This is a genomic window from Klebsiella sp. 141240, assembly GCF_050600805.1.
Classification (GTDB): domain Bacteria; phylum Pseudomonadota; class Gammaproteobacteria; order Enterobacterales; family Enterobacteriaceae; genus Klebsiella; species Klebsiella aerogenes.
Map to the genome: position 1 here is coordinate 14,278 of NZ_JAQIRK010000012.1, position 18,936 is coordinate 33,213.

20 protein-coding genes are annotated in these 18,936 nt (G+C 56.1%); 17 read left to right on the forward strand and 3 right to left on the reverse strand.

The features are described 5' to 3' along the window. Window positions 1-266: 266 nt before the first annotated feature. The 12 genes from rseD to acpS all read left to right on the forward strand — a co-directional run bounded on the left by rseD (window position 267) and on the right by acpS (window position 9,697). The gene (gene rseD, locus PGQ95_RS19085; RefSeq protein ID WP_350425049.1) at window positions 267-329 is read left to right on the forward strand and encodes a rpoE leader peptide RseD; all 63 of its coding nucleotides are present in this window, start codon (window positions 267-269) and stop codon (window positions 327-329) included. After that, window positions 326-901, forward strand: a complete 576-nt coding sequence (rpoE, locus tag PGQ95_RS19090) for an RNA polymerase sigma factor RpoE (protein ID WP_002914074.1) — start codon at window positions 326-328, stop codon at window positions 899-901. Before rseD ends, rpoE begins: the two co-directional genes overlap by 4 nt. 32 nt (window positions 902-933) lie before the next feature. After that, window positions 934-1,584 (forward strand): anti-sigma-E factor RseA, encoded by a 651-nt coding sequence (rseA, locus tag PGQ95_RS19095; RefSeq protein ID WP_015370285.1) that lies wholly within the window; start codon window positions 934-936, stop codon window positions 1,582-1,584. After that, window positions 1,584-2,540 carry a sigma-E factor regulatory protein RseB gene (gene rseB / locus PGQ95_RS19100; protein ID WP_045392783.1) on the forward strand — a complete coding sequence of 319 codons (957 nt, stop codon included), beginning with the start codon at window positions 1,584-1,586 and terminating at the stop codon, window positions 2,538-2,540. Before rseA ends, rseB begins: the two co-directional genes overlap by 1 nt. Continuing rightward, window positions 2,537-3,016, forward strand: a complete 480-nt coding sequence (gene rseC / locus PGQ95_RS19105) for a SoxR-reducing system protein RseC (RefSeq protein WP_032712292.1) — start codon at window positions 2,537-2,539, stop codon at window positions 3,014-3,016. Before rseB ends, rseC begins: the two co-directional genes overlap by 4 nt. A 184-nt stretch (window positions 3,017-3,200) precedes the next feature. Beyond that, entirely contained in the window at window positions 3,201-5,000 is a 1,800-nt protein-coding gene (gene lepA, locus PGQ95_RS19110; protein ID WP_008803765.1) for a translation elongation factor 4, read from the forward strand. Between the two features lie 14 nt (window positions 5,001-5,014). Then, complete coding sequence (gene lepB / locus PGQ95_RS19115) at window positions 5,015-5,989, forward strand: signal peptidase I (RefSeq protein WP_045392778.1); 975 nt, start codon at window positions 5,015-5,017, stop codon at window positions 5,987-5,989. Between the two features lie 253 nt (window positions 5,990-6,242). After that, window positions 6,243-6,923, forward strand: a complete 681-nt coding sequence (rnc, locus tag PGQ95_RS19120; protein ID WP_020078171.1) for a ribonuclease III — start codon at window positions 6,243-6,245, stop codon at window positions 6,921-6,923. Continuing rightward, complete coding sequence (gene era, locus PGQ95_RS19125; protein WP_015370290.1) at window positions 6,920-7,825, forward strand: GTPase Era; 906 nt, start codon at window positions 6,920-6,922, stop codon at window positions 7,823-7,825. The genes rnc and era overlap by 4 nt, the downstream gene beginning before the upstream one ends. Before the next feature lie 11 nt (window positions 7,826-7,836). After that, the gene (gene recO, locus PGQ95_RS19130; protein WP_032712187.1) at window positions 7,837-8,574 is read left to right on the forward strand and encodes a DNA repair protein RecO; all 738 of its coding nucleotides are present in this window, start codon (window positions 7,837-7,839) and stop codon (window positions 8,572-8,574) included. A gap of 11 nt (window positions 8,575-8,585) precedes the next feature. Next, the gene (gene pdxJ / locus PGQ95_RS19135) at window positions 8,586-9,317 is read left to right on the forward strand and encodes a pyridoxine 5'-phosphate synthase (RefSeq protein WP_042893102.1); all 732 of its coding nucleotides are present in this window, start codon (window positions 8,586-8,588) and stop codon (window positions 9,315-9,317) included. Then, entirely contained in the window at window positions 9,317-9,697 is a 381-nt protein-coding gene (gene acpS, locus PGQ95_RS19140) for a holo-ACP synthase (protein ID WP_271031818.1), read from the forward strand. The genes pdxJ and acpS overlap by 1 nt, the downstream gene beginning before the upstream one ends. Before the next feature lie 8 nt (window positions 9,698-9,705). Here acpS and PGQ95_RS19145 read toward each other — a convergent pair whose 3' ends face one another. Beyond that, the gene (locus PGQ95_RS19145; RefSeq protein ID WP_015370294.1) at window positions 9,706-9,966 is read right to left on the reverse strand and encodes a YfhL family 4Fe-4S dicluster ferredoxin; all 261 of its coding nucleotides are present in this window, start codon (window positions 9,964-9,966) and stop codon (window positions 9,706-9,708) included. Between the two features lie 203 nt (window positions 9,967-10,169). Here PGQ95_RS19145 and PGQ95_RS19150 point away from each other — a divergent pair, with 203 nt between their 5' ends. Beyond that, window positions 10,170-10,493 carry a type II toxin-antitoxin system RelE/ParE family toxin gene (locus PGQ95_RS19150; RefSeq protein WP_203034259.1) on the forward strand — a complete coding sequence of 108 codons (324 nt, stop codon included), beginning with the start codon at window positions 10,170-10,172 and terminating at the stop codon, window positions 10,491-10,493. 61 nt (window positions 10,494-10,554) lie between these two features. Then, entirely contained in the window at window positions 10,555-10,851 is a 297-nt protein-coding gene (gene nadS, locus PGQ95_RS19155) for a NadS family protein (RefSeq protein ID WP_045392770.1), read from the forward strand. Between the two features lie 34 nt (window positions 10,852-10,885). Here nadS and PGQ95_RS19160 read toward each other — a convergent pair whose 3' ends face one another. Then, window positions 10,886-11,734 carry a MurR/RpiR family transcriptional regulator gene (locus tag PGQ95_RS19160; RefSeq protein WP_047043382.1) on the reverse strand — a complete coding sequence of 283 codons (849 nt, stop codon included), beginning with the start codon at window positions 11,732-11,734 and terminating at the stop codon, window positions 10,886-10,888. 214 nt (window positions 11,735-11,948) lie between these two features. On the opposite strand from PGQ95_RS19160, the gene yfhb reads away from it, so the two are divergent. Both yfhb and tadA read left to right on the forward strand, forming a co-directional pair. Then, window positions 11,949-12,584 (forward strand): phosphatidylglycerophosphatase C, encoded by a 636-nt coding sequence (gene yfhb / locus PGQ95_RS19165; RefSeq protein ID WP_045377600.1) that lies wholly within the window; start codon window positions 11,949-11,951, stop codon window positions 12,582-12,584. Window positions 12,585-12,663: 79 nt separating this feature from the next. Beyond that, complete coding sequence (gene tadA, locus PGQ95_RS19170; RefSeq protein WP_430919040.1) at window positions 12,664-13,167, forward strand: tRNA adenosine(34) deaminase TadA; 504 nt, start codon at window positions 12,664-12,666, stop codon at window positions 13,165-13,167. On the opposite strand, the gene mltF is transcribed toward tadA, so the two are convergent. Next, window positions 13,164-14,783: a membrane-bound lytic murein transglycosylase MltF gene (gene mltF / locus PGQ95_RS19175; RefSeq protein ID WP_430919042.1), complete on the reverse strand. Its 1,620-nt coding sequence runs from the start codon at window positions 14,781-14,783 to the stop codon at window positions 13,164-13,166. The two genes, tadA and mltF, sit on opposite strands and share 4 nt — an antisense overlap. Before the next feature lie 173 nt (window positions 14,784-14,956). On the opposite strand from mltF, the gene purL reads away from it, so the two are divergent. Beyond that, on the forward strand, window positions 14,957-18,844 hold the full coding sequence (purL, locus tag PGQ95_RS19180) for a phosphoribosylformylglycinamidine synthase (RefSeq protein ID WP_430919044.1): 3,888 nt from the start codon (window positions 14,957-14,959) through the stop codon (window positions 18,842-18,844). Window positions 18,845-18,936 lie beyond the last annotated feature (92 nt).

Sequence of the window (18,936 nt, forward strand, 5' to 3'; positions counted from 1 at the left end):
AAGGCAGGCGGAAAAGTAAATATGTAAACGAAAGAAAATATTTGCGAAGCAGACCGTTACCTTCAGATTTTATAGTGAAAAATAAGTTGGGTTACGTTACCCTTCAGGCGGGCCTTGCGCTTTTTCTTCATTAGCTTACCTGGCGTTGAACAACGGGACTTATAATGAGAGATAACAATCAGTCCACCGTTGTCAGACAAAAATCAAAAGCGTAACGGAACTTTATTGTGTTCAGACACTCCAAACGTCTGCTTGCTCATAATGCAGTGCTTGGGTGGTGTTCTGAATACGCATGGGAATTGGGTTTGGGGAGACATTACCTCGGATGAGCGAGCAGTTAACGGATCAGGTCCTCGTTGAACGGGTCCAGAAAGGAGATCAGAAAGCCTTTAACCTACTGGTAGTGCGCTATCAGCACAAGGTGGCAAGCCTGGTCTCCCGCTATGTACCGCCGGGCGATATCGCTGACGTTGTTCAGGAATCGTTCGTGAAGGCGTGGCGTGCGCTGGATTCTTTCCGGGGGGATAGCGCTTTTTATACCTGGTTGTATCGTATCGCCGTGAACACGGCAAAGAATTATCTGGTTGCTCAGGGACGCCGTCCGCCATCAAGCGATGTTGACGCCAACGAGGCGGAAAACTTCGAAAGCGGCGGGGCATTGAAAGAAATTTCGAACCCTGAGAACTTAATGTTGTCAGAAGAGCTGAGACAAATAGTTTTTCGTACCATTGAATCGCTCCCGGAAGATTTACGCATGGCAATTACGTTGCGGGAGCTGGATGGCCTGAGCTATGAAGAAATAGCCGCCATCATGGATTGTCCGGTTGGCACGGTACGTTCGCGTATCTTCCGGGCACGTGAAGCTATTGATAATAAAGTTCAACCGCTAATCAGGCGTTGACGATAGCGGAATACTGGAAAAGGGTATCAGGCATGCAGAAAGAAAAACTTTCGGCCTTAATGGATGGTGAAACGCTGGATAACGAGCTGCTCAATGAGCTGAGTCGTTCTTCTGAAATGCAAAAAACCTGGGAGAGCTACCATCTCATCCGCGACACGCTGCGAGGCGATACCGCTGAGATGCTCCAATTTGATATCTCAGCTCGCGTGATGGCCGCCATCGAGAACGAACCTGCTCGTCAGGTTGCGCCGCTTATTCCTGAATCTCAACCCGCTCCACACCAGTGGCGTCAAATGCCTTTCTGGCAGAAAGTGCGCCCGTGGGCCAGCTCGCTTACCCAAATGGGCGTGGCAGCGTGCGTTTCTCTGGCAGTTATCGTCGGTGTCCAACAGTATAACGGACACTCCGATGCCTCCCAGCAGCCGGAAGCGCCAGTCTTCAACACCATGCCGATGATGGGCAAAGCTAGCCCGGTTAGCCTGGGCGTTCCGGCCGATGCCTCCGCCGGCAGCGGTCAGCAGGCGCAGGTTCAGGAGCAACGTCGTCGTATTAATGCTATGCTGCAGGACTATGAATTGCAGCGTCGCCTGCACGCTGAGCAGCTTCAGTTTGGCCAGGCCCAGACTCAGCAAGCCGCTGTTCAGGTGCCGGGTTATCAAACTTTAGGAACGCAATCGCAGTAATGAAGCAACTTTGGTGTGCCATGTCGCTCATGGCAGGCAGCCTGTTCTTCTCCACCAACGCCTCGGCTGATACATCGTCCGGGGCGTTGTTGCAGCAGATGAACCTGGCTAGCCAGTCCCTCAACTACGAGCTGTCTTTTGTCAGTATCAACAAACAGGGCGTTGAGTCGCTGCGCTATCGTCACGTGCGGTTGAACAACCAGCCCCTTGCTCAGTTGCTGCAGCTCGACGGTCCTCGTCGGGAAGTGGTGCTGCGCGGTACTGAAATCAGCTATTTTGAACCCGGTCTCGATCCCTTCACCCTGAACGGCGACTATATCGTCGATTCCTTGCCGTCTCTGGTGTATACCGATTTCAAAAAGCTGGCCTCGTATTATGATTTCATCTCCGTTGGCCGGACGCGTATCGCCGATCGCCTATGCGATGTAGTGCGCGTGGTGGCCCGCGACGGTACGCGCTATAGCTACATTGCGTGGTTGGATGCCGAGACCAAGCTGCCGCTACGCGTCGACTTGCTCGACCGCGACGGTGAAACCCTGGAGCAGTTCCGGGTGGTCTCATTCAATATCGGTGATAACGTAAGCTCGAGTATGGAAGCGCTGTCAAAAGCCAGCCTGCCGCCGCAACTGTCGGTTCCGGAAAGCGGCAATAAAGCCAACTTTAACTGGGCGCCAACCTGGCTGCCGCAGGGCGTGACGGAAGTTTCCAGCAGCCAGCGTCGTTTACCGACCTTCGACGGTCCGGTCGAGTCTCGTCTCTATTCCGACGGTCTGTTTAGCTTCTCCGTTAACGTTAACCGCGCGACGGCTAACAGCAGCGATCAGCTGCTGCGCACCGGTCGCCGTACCGTCAGCACTTCGGTGCGCGATAACGCCGAAATCTCGGTGGTTGGCGAATTACCGCCGCAGACGGCAAAACGTATCTCAGACAGCATTAAGTTCAGGGCCGCGCAATGATCAAAGAGTGGGCGACTGTCGTCTCCTGGCATAACGGCGTGGCGCAGGTTCACTGCGATGTTAAAGCCTCTTGCAGCAGCTGCGCCTCGCGCGCCGGTTGCGGTAGCCGGGTGCTCAATAAACTGGGGCCGCAAACCAGCCATACCATTAGCGTTCCCTGCGACCAGCCGCTGACGGCCGGGCAAAAAGTGGAGCTGGGCATTGCTGAAAGCAGCTTGCTGGGTTCGGCGATGCTGGTCTACATGGCGCCGCTGTTCGGGCTGTTTGTGATGGCATCTATTTTTCAGGTGTTGTTTGCCAGCGATATTGCTTCGCTGTGCGGCGCGTTGCTTGGCGGCGTCGGCGGATTCCTGGTGGCGCGCGGGCTGTCGCCGAAGCTGGCTGCTCGCCAGTCGTGGCAGCCGGTGATTTTAAGCGTCGGTTTACCGCCGGATTTGCTGCGTGTTGATACGCCTTCCTCTGAAATGGGGCAGTGATTTCACTGTCCCTCATCTTTATTTACGCTTCCTGATACAACGCCACAATTCTGCCGTTATGCTGGATCTAACAGCATTTCCTGGTTTCGCGGATGTAGTGTAGAATGCGGCGTTTTCGGATTAAAAAACGTCAGGCACAGAACAGCGGCCTCATGAGACTCGTAAGGCATAATTAACTCTAAATATGAAGAATATACGTAACTTTTCGATCATCGCTCACATCGACCACGGTAAGTCGACGCTGTCTGACCGTATCATCCAGATTTGCGGTGGCCTTTCTGATCGCGAAATGGCGGCCCAGGTTCTGGACTCCATGGACCTTGAACGTGAGCGCGGCATTACCATCAAGGCGCAGAGCGTCACCCTCGACTATAAAGCCAGCGATGGTGAAACCTATCAGCTTAACTTTATCGACACCCCGGGCCACGTTGACTTCTCTTATGAAGTCTCGCGCTCCCTGGCAGCGTGCGAAGGCGCGCTGCTGGTGGTTGACGCCGGGCAGGGCGTAGAAGCCCAGACCCTGGCGAACTGCTATACCGCGATGGAAATGGACCTCGAAGTCGTTCCGGTTCTTAACAAGATCGACCTGCCTGCGGCCGACCCTGAGCGCGTAGCGGACGAGATTGAAGATATCGTCGGTATCGACGCTCACGACGCGGTTCGCTGCTCGGCGAAAACCGGTGTTGGCGTGCCGGATGTGCTGGAACGTCTGGTACGCGACATTCCGCCGCCGGAAGGCGATCCGGACGCGCCGCTGCAGGCGCTGATTATCGACTCCTGGTTCGATAACTATTTAGGCGTCGTGTCGCTGGTGCGTATTAAAAACGGCACCATGCGCAAAGGCGACAAAATTAAGGTGATGAGCACCGGTCAGGTCTATAACGCCGACCGTCTGGGCATCTTCACCCCGAAACAGGTTGACCGTACCGAACTCAAATGCGGCGAGGTGGGTTGGCTGGTGTGCGCCATTAAAGACATCCTTGGCGCGCCGGTGGGCGATACCCTGACCGCGGCGCGTAATCCAGCGGATAAGGCGCTGCCGGGCTTCAAAAAAGTGAAGCCACAGGTCTATGCCGGTCTGTTCCCGGTGAGCTCTGATGACTATGAGAACTTCCGCGATGCGCTGGGTAAACTGAGTCTGAACGATGCATCCTTGTTCTATGAGCCGGAAAGCTCAACGGCGCTGGGCTTCGGCTTCCGCTGCGGCTTCCTCGGCCTGCTGCACATGGAAATCATTCAGGAGCGTCTGGAGCGTGAATACGATCTTGACCTGATTACCACCGCGCCGACGGTAGTCTATGAAGTAGAAACCACCTCTAAAGAGGTTATTTACGTCGATAGTCCGTCGAAGCTGCCGCCGCTGAATAATATTCAGGAACTGCGTGAACCGATCGCCGAATGTCACATGCTGCTGCCGCAGGAGTTCCTCGGCAACGTGATCACCTTGTGTATCGAGAAACGCGGCGTGCAAACCAACATGGTTTACCACGGCAAACAGGTTGCGCTGACCTATGAAATCCCGATGGCGGAAGTGGTCCTCGACTTCTTCGACCGTCTGAAGTCCACCTCCCGCGGCTATGCGTCGCTGGATTATAACTTCAAGCGTTTCCAGGCCTCTAACATGGTGCGCGTTGACGTGCTGATCAACGGTGAGCGCGTCGATGCGCTGGCGTTAATTACGCACAACGACAACGCGCCGTATCGTGGCCGCGAGCTGGTCGAGAAGATGAAAGAGCTCATCCCGCGTCAGCAGTTCGATATCGCGATTCAGGCGGCTATTGGCAACCACATCATCGCGCGCTCTACCGTGAAACAGCTGCGTAAAAACGTCCTGGCGAAATGCTACGGCGGTGACGTCAGCCGTAAGAAAAAGCTGCTGCAGAAGCAGAAAGAAGGTAAGAAGCGTATGAAACAGGTTGGTAACGTTGAACTGCCGCAGGAAGCGTTCCTCGCCATTCTGCACGTTGGTAAAGACGGCAAATAATCTAAGGAGTTGGCATGGCGAACATGTTTGCCCTGATTCTGGTCATTGCGACCCTCGTCACAGGGCTGTTGTGGTGTCTGGATAAGTTCATATTCGCACCGAAACGTCGTGAACGTCAGGCCGCTGCTCAGGCAGCGACCGGCGATCAGCTGGACAAGAAAACGCTGAAGAAGGTCGGCCCAAAACCGGGCTGGCTGGAAACCGGCGCCTCGATCTTCCCGGTGCTGGCGATTGTGCTGATTGTGCGTTCGTTTATCTATGAACCGTTCCAGATCCCGTCAGGTTCGATGATGCCGACTCTGCTGATTGGCGATTTTATCCTGGTGGAGAAATTCGCCTATGGTATTAAAGATCCGATCTACCAGAAAACGCTGATCGAAACCGGTCATCCGAAGCGCGGCGACATCGTGGTATTTAAATATCCGGAAGATCCGCGCCTTGACTACATCAAGCGTGCGGTTGGTCTGCCGGGTGATAAAGTCACTTACGATCCGGTCGCTAAACAGGTCACGATCGAGCCTGGCTGCGCGTCGGGTCAGGCATGCGGTAGCGCCTTGCCGATCACCTACTCCAACGTCGAACCAAGCGATTTCGTTCAGACCTTCTCCCGTCGCAACGGCGGTGAAGCAACTAGCGGTTTCTGGCAACTGCCAAAAGGCGAAACCAAAGCCGACGGTATTCGTCTGACCGAGCGCAAAGAAACGCTGGGCGAAGTGACCCACCGTATTCTGACGGTACCTATCGCTCAGGATCAGGTGGGGATGTACTATCGTCAGTCTGGCCAACCACTGGCAACGTGGGTCGTTCCGCCGGGTGAATACTTCATGATGGGCGATAACCGCGACAACAGCGCCGACAGCCGTTACTGGGGTTTCGTGCCGGAAGCGAACCTGGTGGGTAAAGCCACCGCCATCTGGATGAGCTTCGAAAAACAGGAAGGTGAGTGGCCAACCGGCGTACGTTTATCGCGCATCGGCGGCATCCACTAATTCCCCATCTTAATTCACGCTGCTGGTGCAATAACGGCAGCGTGAATTATTTAGTATTTAAATCCATCCAAACTAACGACATCCCTTGTCGTTGCGTATAGAATATCCCCCCGAAGTTTTTGGTTGTCTCTCGAAAGAGTGACACTGCACACGAAACCGCGTTGGTTAGTTTCTGCCCTTATATATCAAGGGTATGTATGCTCAGGTCGGTTTCGTGTGCTGCATCTTTGACGCATTCATTTATTGGTAACGCATGAACCCCATCGTAATTAATCGGCTTCAACGAAAGCTGGGCTACACTTTTGTTCATCAGGAGCTGTTGCAACAGGCATTAACTCACCGCAGTGCCAGCAGCAAACACAACGAGCGTCTCGAGTTTTTAGGCGACTCTATTTTAAGCTTCGTGATCGCCAATGCGCTCTATCATCGTTTCCCTCGGGTAGACGAAGGAGATATGAGCCGTATGCGCGCGACGCTGGTGCGAGGCAATACGCTGGCGGAAATCGCCCGCGAATTTGAACTGGGCGAGTGCCTGCGCCTTGGGCCTGGCGAGCTGAAGAGCGGCGGTTTTCGTCGCGAATCGATTCTGGCTGACACCGTAGAAGCCTTAATCGGCGGGGTTTTCCTCGACAGCGATATTCAAAATGTTGAACGCTTAATCCTCTCCTGGTACCAGACTCGTCTGGATGAAATCAGCCCGGGCGATAAGCAAAAGGATCCGAAGACTCGTCTGCAGGAATATCTGCAGGGGCGTCATCTGCCGCTGCCGTCCTACCTGGTCGTCCAGGTACGCGGCGAAGCGCACGATCAGGAATTTACTATCCACTGCCAGGTCAGTGGCCTGAGTGAACCGGTGGTTGGCACAGGTTCCAGCCGTCGCAAGGCGGAGCAGGCTGCCGCCGAACAGGCGCTGAAAAAACTGGAGCTGGAATGAGCGAAGAAAAAAGTTATTGCGGATTTGTCGCCATCGTTGGTCGTCCAAACGTTGGCAAATCCACGCTGTTGAACAAGCTGCTGGGGCAGAAGATTTCGATCACTTCCCGTAAAGCGCAGACTACCCGTCACCGCATCGTCGGTATCCATACCGAAGGGCCGTATCAGGCGATTTATGTTGATACCCCGGGCCTGCATATGGAAGAGAAGCGCGCGATTAACCGCTTAATGAACAAAGCGGCCAGCAGCTCTATTGGCGACGTGGAACTGGTTATCTTTGTCGTTGAAGGCACCCGCTGGACGCAAGATGACGAGATGGTGCTGAACAAGCTGCGCGATGCGCGCGCGCCGGTGATTCTGGCCGTCAACAAAGTTGATAACGTGCAGGAAAAAGCGGATCTGCTGCCGCACCTGCAGTTCCTTGCCAGCCAGATGAACTTCCTCGACATCGTGCCGATCTCTGCGGAAACCGGCACCAACGTTGATACTATCGCGTCGATCGTACGTAAACATCTGCCGGAAGCGATTCATCACTTCCCGGAAGATTACATTACCGACCGTTCCCAGCGTTTCATGGCTTCCGAGATCATCCGTGAAAAGCTGATGCGTTTCCTCGGCGCTGAACTACCGTACTCCGTGACCGTCGAAATTGAACGTTTCGTGAGTAACGAACGCGGCGGTTACGACATCAACGGTCTGATCCTCGTCGAGCGTGAAGGGCAGAAGAAGATGGTAATTGGCAACAAAGGCGCCAAAATCAAAACCATCGGCATCGAAGCGCGTAAAGACATGCAAGAGATGTTTGAAGCGCCGGTGCACCTCGAACTGTGGGTCAAAGTGAAATCCGGCTGGGCCGATGACGAGCGCGCGCTGCGCAGTCTCGGTTACGTTGACGACCTCTGAGTTAACGCAACGTGGATGGATGGCAGCGCGCCTTTGTCCTGCATAGCCGACCGTGGAGCGAAACCAGCCTGATGCTGGACGTCTTCACGGAAGAGTCCGGCCGCGTGCGCCTGGTTGCCAAAGGCGCACGCTCCAAACGTTCTAATCTCAAAGGCGCTTTACAGCCCTTCACCCCCTTACTGGTTCGCTTCGGCGGCCGCGGCGAAGTCAAAACCCTTCGCAGCGCGGAAGCCGTCTCGCTGGCGCTGCCGCTCAGCGGCATCACGCTCTACAGCGGTCTTTACGTTAACGAACTCATCTCCCGTGTGCTCGAGCACGAAACGCGCTTCTCCGAACTCTTTTTCGACTACCTGCACTGCATTCAGGCCCTTGCCGGGACCAGCGGTTCGCCGGAGCCCGCGCTGCGGCGCTTTGAACTGGCGCTGCTCGGGCACCTGGGCTATGGCGTTGATTTCCTCCACTGCGCCGGCAGCGGCGACCCGGTGGATGACACCATGACCTACCGCTATCGTGAAGAAAAAGGCTTTATCGCCAGCCTGGTGATTGATAACAGCACGTTTACCGGGCACCATTTGAAAGCGTTGGCTAGCCGAGAGTTTCCGGATGTAGATACGCTGCGCGCCGCGAAGCGCTTTACCCGCATCGCCCTGAAGCCGTATCTTGGAGGGAAACCGCTCAAGAGCCGGGAACTGTTTCGCCAGTTTATGCCCGCGCGAAAGGCGCGAGCCGATAATACGAATAATGATTAACGAGGATTGTCATGGCTGAATTACTGTTAGGGGTCAATATTGACCACATTGCGACATTGCGTAACGCGCGCGGTACCGCTTATCCGGATCCGGTGCAGGCGGCTTTTATTGCAGAACAGGCCGGCGCCGATGGTATTACCGTGCACCTGCGCGAAGACCGCCGCCATATCACCGATCGTGACGTGCGCATCCTGCGCCAGACTCTGCACACCCGAATGAACCTTGAAATGGCGGTCACTGAAGAGATGCTGGCGATTGCCTGCGAAACTAAACCGCACTTTTGCTGCCTGGTGCCGGAGAAGCGTCAGGAAGTGACCACCGAGGGTGGGCTGGACGTGGCCGGACAGCGCGATAAGATGCGCGATGCCTGTCAGCGCCTGGCGGATGCCGGTATTCTGGTCTCCCTGTTTATTGACGCGGATGATGAGCAGATCAAAGCGGCTGCCGACGTGGGCGCGCCGTATATCGAAATCCATACCGGCTGCTATGCCGATGCCAAAACCGATGCCGAACAGGCAAAAGAGCTTGAGCGTATCGCCAAAGCGGCGACTTATGCCGCCAGCCTTGGTCTGAAGGTGAATGCCGGTCACGGTTTGACCTATCACAACGTGAAAGCCATTGCCGCCTTGCCGGAAATGCATGAGCTGAATATCGGTCATGCCATTATTGGTCGCGCGGTGATGAGCGGCCTGAAAGAAGCTGTCGCGGAAATGAAACGCCTGATGCTGGAAGCGCGCGGCTAATGGCGATTCTCGGGCTGGGTACCGACATCGTCGAAATCGCCCGCATCGAAGCGGTGATCGCCCGTAGCGGCGATCGCCTGGCGCGCCGGGTGCTGAGCGATCACGAATGGAGCATTTGGGAGCATCATCAGCAGCCGGTGCGTTTTCTGGCAAAACGCTTTGCGGTCAAAGAAGCGGCGGCGAAAGCGCTCGGAACCGGTATTCGCAACGGCCTGGCGTTTAATCAGTTCGAAGTTTTCAACGATGAATTAGGCAAGCCGAAACTGCGGCTATGGGGCGAAGCAAAGCTATTGGCTGAACGGATGGGGGTAAGCGCTATTCACGTCACTCTCGCCGATGAACGCCACTATGCCTGCGCCACGGTGATCGTCGAAAGCTAAACCCGCGGTTAAAGCTTATCCGCGTGGTGCATGAGCACGAATTTATCCCACAACTGTTCTTCATTCTCGACGTGCGCCGGATCTTTGAGAATAGTATTCGGGATCGGGCACACTTTCTGGCAGGTTGGCGTGTCGTAGTGGCCCACGCACTCGGTGCAGCGATCGCTGTTAATCTCATAAATGCTCTCGCCCATCGAAATGGCCTCATTAGGGCACTCCGGCTCGCACATGTCGCAATTGATGCATTTTTTGGTGATTAACAGCGCCATCAGGAAAATCTCAGAAACAACACAAACAGGGCGGGCATTATACGCCCATTTTCTACTCAGACCAGCTTTTTCACCAGCGCTTCGCTAGCGTGTATATTTATAATCCCGTTGACCCTGAATATGTACCTGGTACATTTATCAACTTGCTTGTTGTACCCTGTACACTTATGATGATTTTATAATCATGATACGCAGGATGCGGTATGTACACTTTTATTGAGCTGCAGGGTTTCAGTAAACGGCGTCAGGCGCTTCTACCGGATGACGAGTTTCGCGTTTTTCAGGAGATGTTGATTGAGGATCCTGAGGCTGGCGATACCATTGCAGGGACTGGGGGATTTCGAAAAATTCGCTGGAGCCGACCGGGGATGGGCAAGCGTGGCGGGGTGAGAATTATTTATTACAATGTGACGCGTAAAGGGCGAATTTATCTGGCATTGGTCTATCCCAAAAATGAGCTGGATGATTTAACGGAAGAACAAAAGAAGATGCTGAAGCAGTTATCCGCTATGCTGGTATCCCGCTGAGGTTCTGTCACTCCCACGAGGCAACGGTGCCAGTGGTGTCCACGAGGGCGATGAGGTACAGATGAAAGACGAGTTATTTGCCGATCTGCTGGCCAGTGCAGAAGAAATGGTGAGAATTGAAAAAGGTGAACAAACCCCTGAGCCGCAGCATGTTCACACCTTTAGCCCGATCGATGTGAAAGCGATTCGCGAAGCGACGGGCTTAAAACAACAGGATTTTGCCCTGGCGGTAGGGGTGAGCTACGACCTGGTAAAAAGCTGGGAAACAAAACGACGCCAGCCAACCGGGGCGCCGCGAAAATTGCTGCTTTTATTACAGCTAAATCCTTTTATTATCAATCAGCTAAAAACAATCTAATGTTTGTGGGCATTGCCAGATGCCCATTTTCTACTCAGACCAGCTTTTTCACCAGCGCTTCGCTATGGCGTATGCGTTCCGGCGCGTGTTCGAGATCTTGCTGCACCAGCGCCATAAACAGGAGATCGGTGAGCATCATTTGCGCGCTGGTGGAGGAGATCGCCGCGCTGCGCGTCGCCTGCTCTTCAGCAATAGTGTAGAGACACTGCGAAGCCTGCTGCTGCAAGGCGTTGGGAGTAAACCCGGTGATCGCGAGGATTTTGCTGCCAACGCGTAGCGCTTCAGCAGCCGCCATATTGATCTCGCGGCGTTCGCCGGAATAGGAGATAGCCAGCAGCAGATCGTCCGCCGACATCGCCTGCACCGTTGCCAGCAGCGCATGCATATCCTGCTCGGCGACGGCGTTGATGCCAATTTTCATTAACTTCCAGCTAAAATTGCGCGCCACCAGCCCGGAGGCGCCGATGCCGGTAATGATCACCCGGCGAGCATCGCGCAGTAGGGTCACAGCCTCCAGAAGTTTCTCTTCGCTGTTGACGTCAAGCGAGGCGTGCATCGCCGCGATGTTATCCTTGATCAACTTCTCGCCCACCAGACGCAGCGGATCGTCGCCGCGAATTTGGTTATGTACCGGTACAGAGTGCGGATCCGGGCTGCTAGCCAGCGCTTCGCTGAGCGCCAGTTTTAATGCCGGAAAGCCTTTGAACCCCATTTTTTGCGCGAACTTCACCACGCTGGACTGGCTTACACCCGCTTCGCCCGCCAGCTGCTGCGAGCTGAGATGGCGGGTTTGGTCCGGCTGAGCCAGAATAAAGTCGGCAAGTTTTTTGTCGCTCGCCGCCAGCGACGGGTAACGTTGGCGGATGCGGATTAAACAGTTCATGGCTTCTCCGAAGGAGGGCGTTAGCGGCGAAAAGAATTTTGTATTCGATTATAAGTGGAATAATACGAATTAAAAATTCTGCTGTGAAGAATTATGCGAACGGGTCAGATTCTGAATCTTACCTCAACCACGGCAGACAATTTCGCGCTCGTCGCGGCAAGCCTGTTAAGCTATCGACATCGCCAGGAAAATCCGTACCAGAAAGGAGTTCGGTTTGAACAGTAACGCGCGACGAGTCGTGTTTTTCGATCTTGATGGCACCTTGCACCAGCAGGATATGTTCGGCAGCTTTATTCGTTACCTCTTACGTCGTCAACCGCTCAACGTACTGGCAGTGGCGGCCTTGTCGCCAATAGTACTGCTGGGGCTGTTGGTTAACGGACGCGCGGCGCGCTGGCCGATGAGCCTGCTGCTGTGGGCCGCCACCTGTGGCCGGCGTGAAAGCCATCTTAAGCGTCTGGAGGCGGAGTTCGTTAGCTGGTTTCGCCAGCACGTGACCGCCTTTCCGGTGGTACAGGGCCGGCTAAACGACTATTTAACCAGTACCGATGCCGACGTCTGGCTGATTACCGGCTCACCGCAGTCGCTGGTGGAACAGGTCTATGCCGATACGCTTTGGCTGCCGCGCGTAAAGCTTATCGCCAGTCGCATGAGCCGCCGTCGCGGCGGCTGGGTGCTGACGCTGCGTTGCCTGGGCCATGAGAAAGTAGCGCAGCTGGAACAGCGGATCGGCGCGCCGCTACGCTTATATAGCGGCTATAGCGATAGCGAGCAGGATAACCCGCTACTCTGTTTTTGCCAGCACCGCTGGCGGGTGACGCCGCAGGGCGATCTCCAGCAGCTCGAATAATTCTGCTGCAGGCGAATTATTTGGGCGATATATAGCGCCCATGTATAATGCGCCCCGCTTTTTCTGCAGGAGTGCCGCTGTGTCTGACCACGAATTTAATGATGAATACTGGATGCGCCATGCGCTGACGCTGGCGAAACGCGCCTGGGAAGAGGGCGAGGTGCCGGTGGGCGCCGTGCTGGTGCATAACAATCAGGTCATCGGTGAGGGCTGGAACCGGCCGATTGGTCGTCACGATCCCACCGCCCATGCCGAAATTATGGCGCTGCGTCAGGGAGGGCTGGTCCTGCAGAACTATCGTATAATTGATGCCACGCTGTACGTCACGCTGGAGCCTTGTGTGATGTGCGCCGGGGCGATGGTGCATAGCCGTATCTCGCGGCTGGTGTTCGGCGCCCGCGATGCTAAAACCGGCGCGGCCGGGTCGTTAATCGATGTGCTGCATCATCCGGGGATGAACCACCGCGTTGAAATTACCGAGGGAATTCTGGCTGAATCTTGCTCCGCAATGCTGAGCGATTTCTTCCGCTGGCGGCGGGAGGAGAAAAAGGCATTGAAGAAAGCGCGTCAGGAAGAGGGCTAACGTCCCAATGTCGGCAACTTCAGTTTAACGTTGTCGACAAGCTTTTCGCCGCGAAACTTAAAGAAGGGCATCGCATACTCTTTATGCTCGCTATCGAGTTCTTCCGGCGCGACGGCTGGATAATCTTCGGCAATCGCCATCTCCTGCGCCGCTTTCCTTTCCTGTTCAGACAAATACCCAACCAGACTGATATGGTACTTACGAATATTTTCCACGTAGGCGTAGGCCTCATGGCCTCGGGCGTAGCCATATTTTAAGCGGCTGTAGTAGGGCTTCTGGCTCAATAATGGTAGACGTTGCTTAACGTCGGACCAGCTGTTCGGATTGCCTTTTTGTTTTTTTGTCAGCGCCATCGCGTCAAGCATATGCGCGTAGCCCATGTTATAAGCCGCCAGCGCAAACCAGATCCGCTCCTCTTTCGGGATTGAATCCGGCACTTTGGCCATCATATCCTGCAGATAGCGCATACCGCCATCGAGGCTCTGTTCGGCATCGGTACGGTCGGTCAGGCCTAAACTCTGGGCGGTGTTACGGGTTAGCATCATCATGCCGCGCACGCCGGTTGGCGAGGTGGCCTGCGGATCCCAGTGCGACTCCTGCCAGGCAATCGCCGCCAGCAGTCGCCAGTCGATCTGCCGGGCGTATTTCTCAAAAAGCGGCTTCAGATCCGGCAGCGTATTCTGCACCGCGCGCAGGAAGGTGCGGGTATCAACATAGTCGAAATCGTTGCCGTGGCCGAGATACTTCTCTTCCAGGCGGGCGAGGGTGCCGTCTTCATTCATACTATTAAAGAAATCGAGCATAGCTGCCGATAGTGAATTGTCTTCGCTTTTTTCGCTAAACCAGGTCACCGGCTGTTCATCGCTGATATCGAGCGCCACAGCCAGCTCCGGATGCACGCGCTGGAACAGGCTGACGGCGACGGAATCGGCGACGGTATATTCCAGCGTGCCGTCGATGACCGCCTGCATCAGGGCGGTGGTGCCGCGTTTTTCATCGACGCGCCAGTTGAGGTCCGGGTATTTGCTCTCCTTCAGCGCCTGCAGGTCGTTAAGGGCGACGTGGCCTGGGGCGATGGCGAGCTGTTCGGCGTTAATACCGGCCAGCGTGCGCGGGCGATTACCGCCAACGCGATAGACCAGCTGCTGCGAAACGGAATAATAGGTGGGGCCCGCCTGATAGTTCTTCACCCGCTCGGTGTTATAGACCAGCCCGGCGGCCAGCATATCGGTTTTAACGGCATCGAGATCGTCGAACAGCTGGCTGATATTCTGCCGCACGGTGACTTTCAGCTTCACCCCAAGGTAATCGGCGAAGCGTTTCGCCAGCTCGTAATCGAGACCGTAGTCTTTGTTGTTGATAGCGGCGTAGGTCAGCGGCGAGTTAATGGTACTCACGCGCAGTTCGCCGCGGGCAATGATCCCGGCCACGCGGTTCTCCGGTTTTCCCATCCACGGCAAAGACGGCCACAGCGCCGCCGCCAACAAAAGGGTGACGACGCCGATCAGCAGATAATTAATCTTTAATTTTTTCAAATAGTTAATTTTCTGCAGCGTGGAGTTCCTCAGCTGGGTATATCCGGAAAAAGTAAAAGGTTGCCGTAAGTTGAGCGGCATTTTGCTTAAGAATGCGCCAGTTGGCAACTTATTCGCGATTCATGTCACATTTATTGATAAAACTGATGAATCATTTTATTTCTACGCAAACGGTTTCGTCGGGGCTCAGGATTCTCTATAATGGCGCCCGTTTCCCCCTGGCTCACCTTGAAAGCTTCGAAGACGAGAGACTTATGATGGATATTTTGCGTGGTTCACCTGCACTGTCGGCATTCCGTATCAACAAACTGCTGGCACGTTTTCAGGCGGCCAACCTGCCGGTTAGCACCTTATACGCGGAGTATGTTCACTTTGCCGACCTGAGCGCCCCGCTAAGCGATGAGGAGCGCGAAAGACTGGTCAGACTGCTTAAATATGGCCCAAGCCTCAGCAGCCATACGCCAACCGGTAAATTACTGCTCGTCACCCCTCGCCCCGGCACTATCTCTCCCTGGTCCTCCAAAGCTACCGACATCGCCCATAACTGCGGTTTATCGCAGGTCGTGCGGCTGGAACGCGGCGTGGCGTACTACGTTGAAGCACAGGGTCTGAGCGACGCGCAGTGGGACGCCGTTGCGGCAGAACTGCACGATCGCATGATGGAGAGCGTTTTCACTGAGCTGGAAGAGGGGGAGAAGCTGTTTGCTCACCATCAGCCGACGCCGGTGACCAGCGTGGACCTACTGGGTCAGGGACGTCAGGCGCTGATTGACGCTAACCTCCGTCTGGGGCTGGCGCTGGCCGATGACGAAATCGACTACCTACAGGACGCATTCGTTAAGCTTGGCCGCAATCCGAATGACATCGAACTGTATATGTTCGCGCAGGCCAACTCGGAACATTGCCGCCACAAAATTTTTAACGCCGACTGGATTATCGACGGCCAAAAACAGCCGAAGTCGCTGTTTAAAATGATCAAAAACACCTTTGAGAAAAACCCGGAATATGTGCTGTCTGCCTATAAAGACAACGCCGCGGTAATGGAAGGTTCCGAAGTCGGTCGTTATTTCGCCGACTATCAGACCGGGCGCTATGACTTCCATCAGGAGCCGGCGCACATTCTGATGAAAGTTGAAACCCACAACCACCCGACGGCAATTTCGCCGTGGCCAGGGGCCGCGACCGGTTCCGGCGGCGAGATCCGCGACGAAGGCGCAACGGGACGCGGCGCGAAGCCGAAAGCGGGCCTGGTCGGCTTCTCGGTTTCGAACCTGCGTATTCCGGGCTTTGAGCAGCCGTGGGAAGAGGATTTCGGTAAACCAGAGCGTATCGTGACCGCGCTGGATATCATGACCGAAGGCCCGCTGGGCGGCGCGGCGTTTAACAACGAATTTGGTCGTCCGGCGCTGAATGGCTACTTCCGTACCTATGAAGAGAAAGTGACCAGCCACAATGGCGAAGAGCTGCGCGGCTATCACAAACCGATCATGCTGGCGGGCGGTATTGGCAACATCCGCGGCGAGCACGTCCAGAAGGGCGAAATCACCGTTGGCGCCAAGCTTATTGTGCTGGGCGGCCCGGCGATGAACATTGGTCTCGGCGGCGGCGCGGCGTCATCCATGGCTTCCGGCCAGTCTGATGCCGATCTGGATTTCGCCTCCGTACAGCGCGACAACCCGGAAATGGAACGCCGCTGTCAGGAAGTGATCGACCGCTGCTGGCAGCTGGGCGATGCGAACCCGATTCTGTTTATCCACGACGTTGGCGCGGGCGGTCTCTCTAACGCCATGCCGGAGTTGGTGAGCGATGGCGGCCGCGGCGGAAAATTCCAGCTGCGCGATATCCTCAGCGATGAGCCGGGCATGAGTCCGCTGGAGATCTGGTGTAACGAATCCCAGGAACGTTACGTTCTGGCGGTCGCGCCGGAACAGCTGCCGCTGTTTGAAGAGCTGTGCCGCCGCGAGCGCGCGCCTTATGCGGTGATCGGTGAAGCCACGGCGGAGCAACACCTCAGCCTGAGCGACAGCCACTTTAACGATCGGCCGATCGACCTGCCGCTGGACGTCCTGCTTGGCAAAACGCCGAAAATGACGCGTGACGTGCAAACGCTGAAAGCGCAGGGCAGCGAGCTGGATCGTCAACCAATGACGATTGCCGATGCGGTTAACCGCGTGCTGCATCTGCCGACGGTGGCTGAGAAAACCTTCCTCGTGACCATCGGCGACCGTACCGTCACCGGTATGGTGGCGCGTGACCAGATGGTGGGGCCGTGGCAGATCCCGGTCGCCAACTGCGCGGTGACCACCGCCAGCCTCGATAGCTACTACGGCGAAGCGATGGCGATGGGCGAACGCGCGCCGGTTGCGCTGCTCGACTTTGCCGCCTCAGCCCGCCTGGCGGTCGGCGAAGCGTTGACAAATATCGCCGCTACGCAGATTGGCGAACTCAACCGCGTCAAACTGTCGGCAAACTGGATGGCGGCAGCCGGTCACCCGGGGGAAGATGCCGGTCTGTATGAGGCGGTAAAAGCGGTCGGTGAAGAACTGTGCCCGGCGCTGGGCCTGACTATCCCGGTGGGCAAAGACTCAATGTCGATGAAAACCCGCTGGCAGGAAGGTAGCGAGCAGCGCGAAATGACCTCGCCGCTGTCGTTGGTTATCTCCGCGTTTGCCCGCGTTGAAGACGTGCGCGGCACCGTGACCCCGCAGCTCTCTACGGAAGACAACGCCCTGCTGCTGATCGATCTCGGCAAAGGGCGTAACGCGTTGGGCGCTACCGCGCTGGCGCAGGTCTATCGTCAGCTTGGCGACCAGCCGGCCGACGTGCGTGATGTCGCGCAGCTGAAAGGCTTCTGGGACGCGATGCAGGCGCTGGTGGCGCAGCGTAAGCTGTTGGCCTACCACGACCGCTCCGATGGAGGCTTGTTAGTGACGCTGGCGGAAATGGCTTTTGCCGGTCACTGCGGCGTAACAGCCGATATCGCCGCGTTGGGTGACGACCGTCTGGCGGCGCTGTTCAACGAAGAATTGGGCGCGGTGATTCAGGTTCGCGCCGCGGATCGCGAAGCGGTAGAAGCGCTGCTGGCGATGAATGGTCTGGCAGATTGCGTGCACTACTTAGGCCAGGCGACGGCGGGCGATCGTTTTGTTATTACCGCCGACGGTCAGCCGCTGTTCAGCGAAAGCCGCACCACGCTGCGTATGTGGTGGGCGGAAACCACCTGGCAGATGCAGCGTCTGCGCGACAACCCGGAGTGCGCCGATCAGGAACACCAGGCGAAGTCTAACGATAGCGACCCGGGTCTTAACGTTAAGCTGTCGTTTGATATCAATGAAGATGTTGCCGCACCGTATATTGCGACCGGCGCGCGCCCGAAAGTGGCCGTGCTGCGGGAGCAGGGGGTTAACTCTCACGTTGAAATGGCGGCCGCTTTCCATCGCGCCGGCTTCGATGCCATCGACGTGCATATGAGCGATCTGCTGGCGGGTCGTACCGGTCTTGGCGACTTCCATGCGCTGGTGGCCTGCGGCGGTTTCTCCTACGGTGACGTACTGGGGGCAGGGGAAGGTTGGGCGAAATCGATTCTGTTCAACGAACGCGTACGCGATGAGTTCGCCACTTTCTTCCATCGCCCGCAGACGCTGGCGCTGGGCGTGTGTAACGGTTGTCAGATGATGTCCAACCTGCGTGAGCTGATCCCTGGAAGCGACTTGTGGCCGCGCTTCGTACGCAACCATTCTGACCGCTTTGAAGCGCGTTTCAGCCTGGTTGAAGTCACCCAGAGCCCATCGCTGCTGCTGCAGGGCATGGCCGGTTCGATGATGCCGATTGCCGTTTCTCACGGCGAAGGGCAGGTGGAGGTGCGGGACAGCGCGCACCTGGCCGCGCTTGAAAGCAAAGGCCTGGTGGCGCTACGCTTCGTCGATAACTTCGGCAAAGTGACGCAAACCTATCCGGCGAACCCGAACGGATCGGTGAACGGCATTACCGCGGTGACCAGCGAAAACGGTCGCGCGACGATCATGATGCCGCACCCGGAACGTGTCTTCCGTACCGTCAGCAACTCCTGGCACCCGGAAAACTGGGGTGAAGACAGCCCATGGATGCGTATCTTCCGCAACGCGCGTAAGCAACTGGGTTAATACCGCTAGCGTATTGTGTTGATGAAAACGAGCCCCCTGTTAATCCAGGGGGCTTTTTTATTTGTGATCGAGGCCGTATCAGAGTGTCGGGA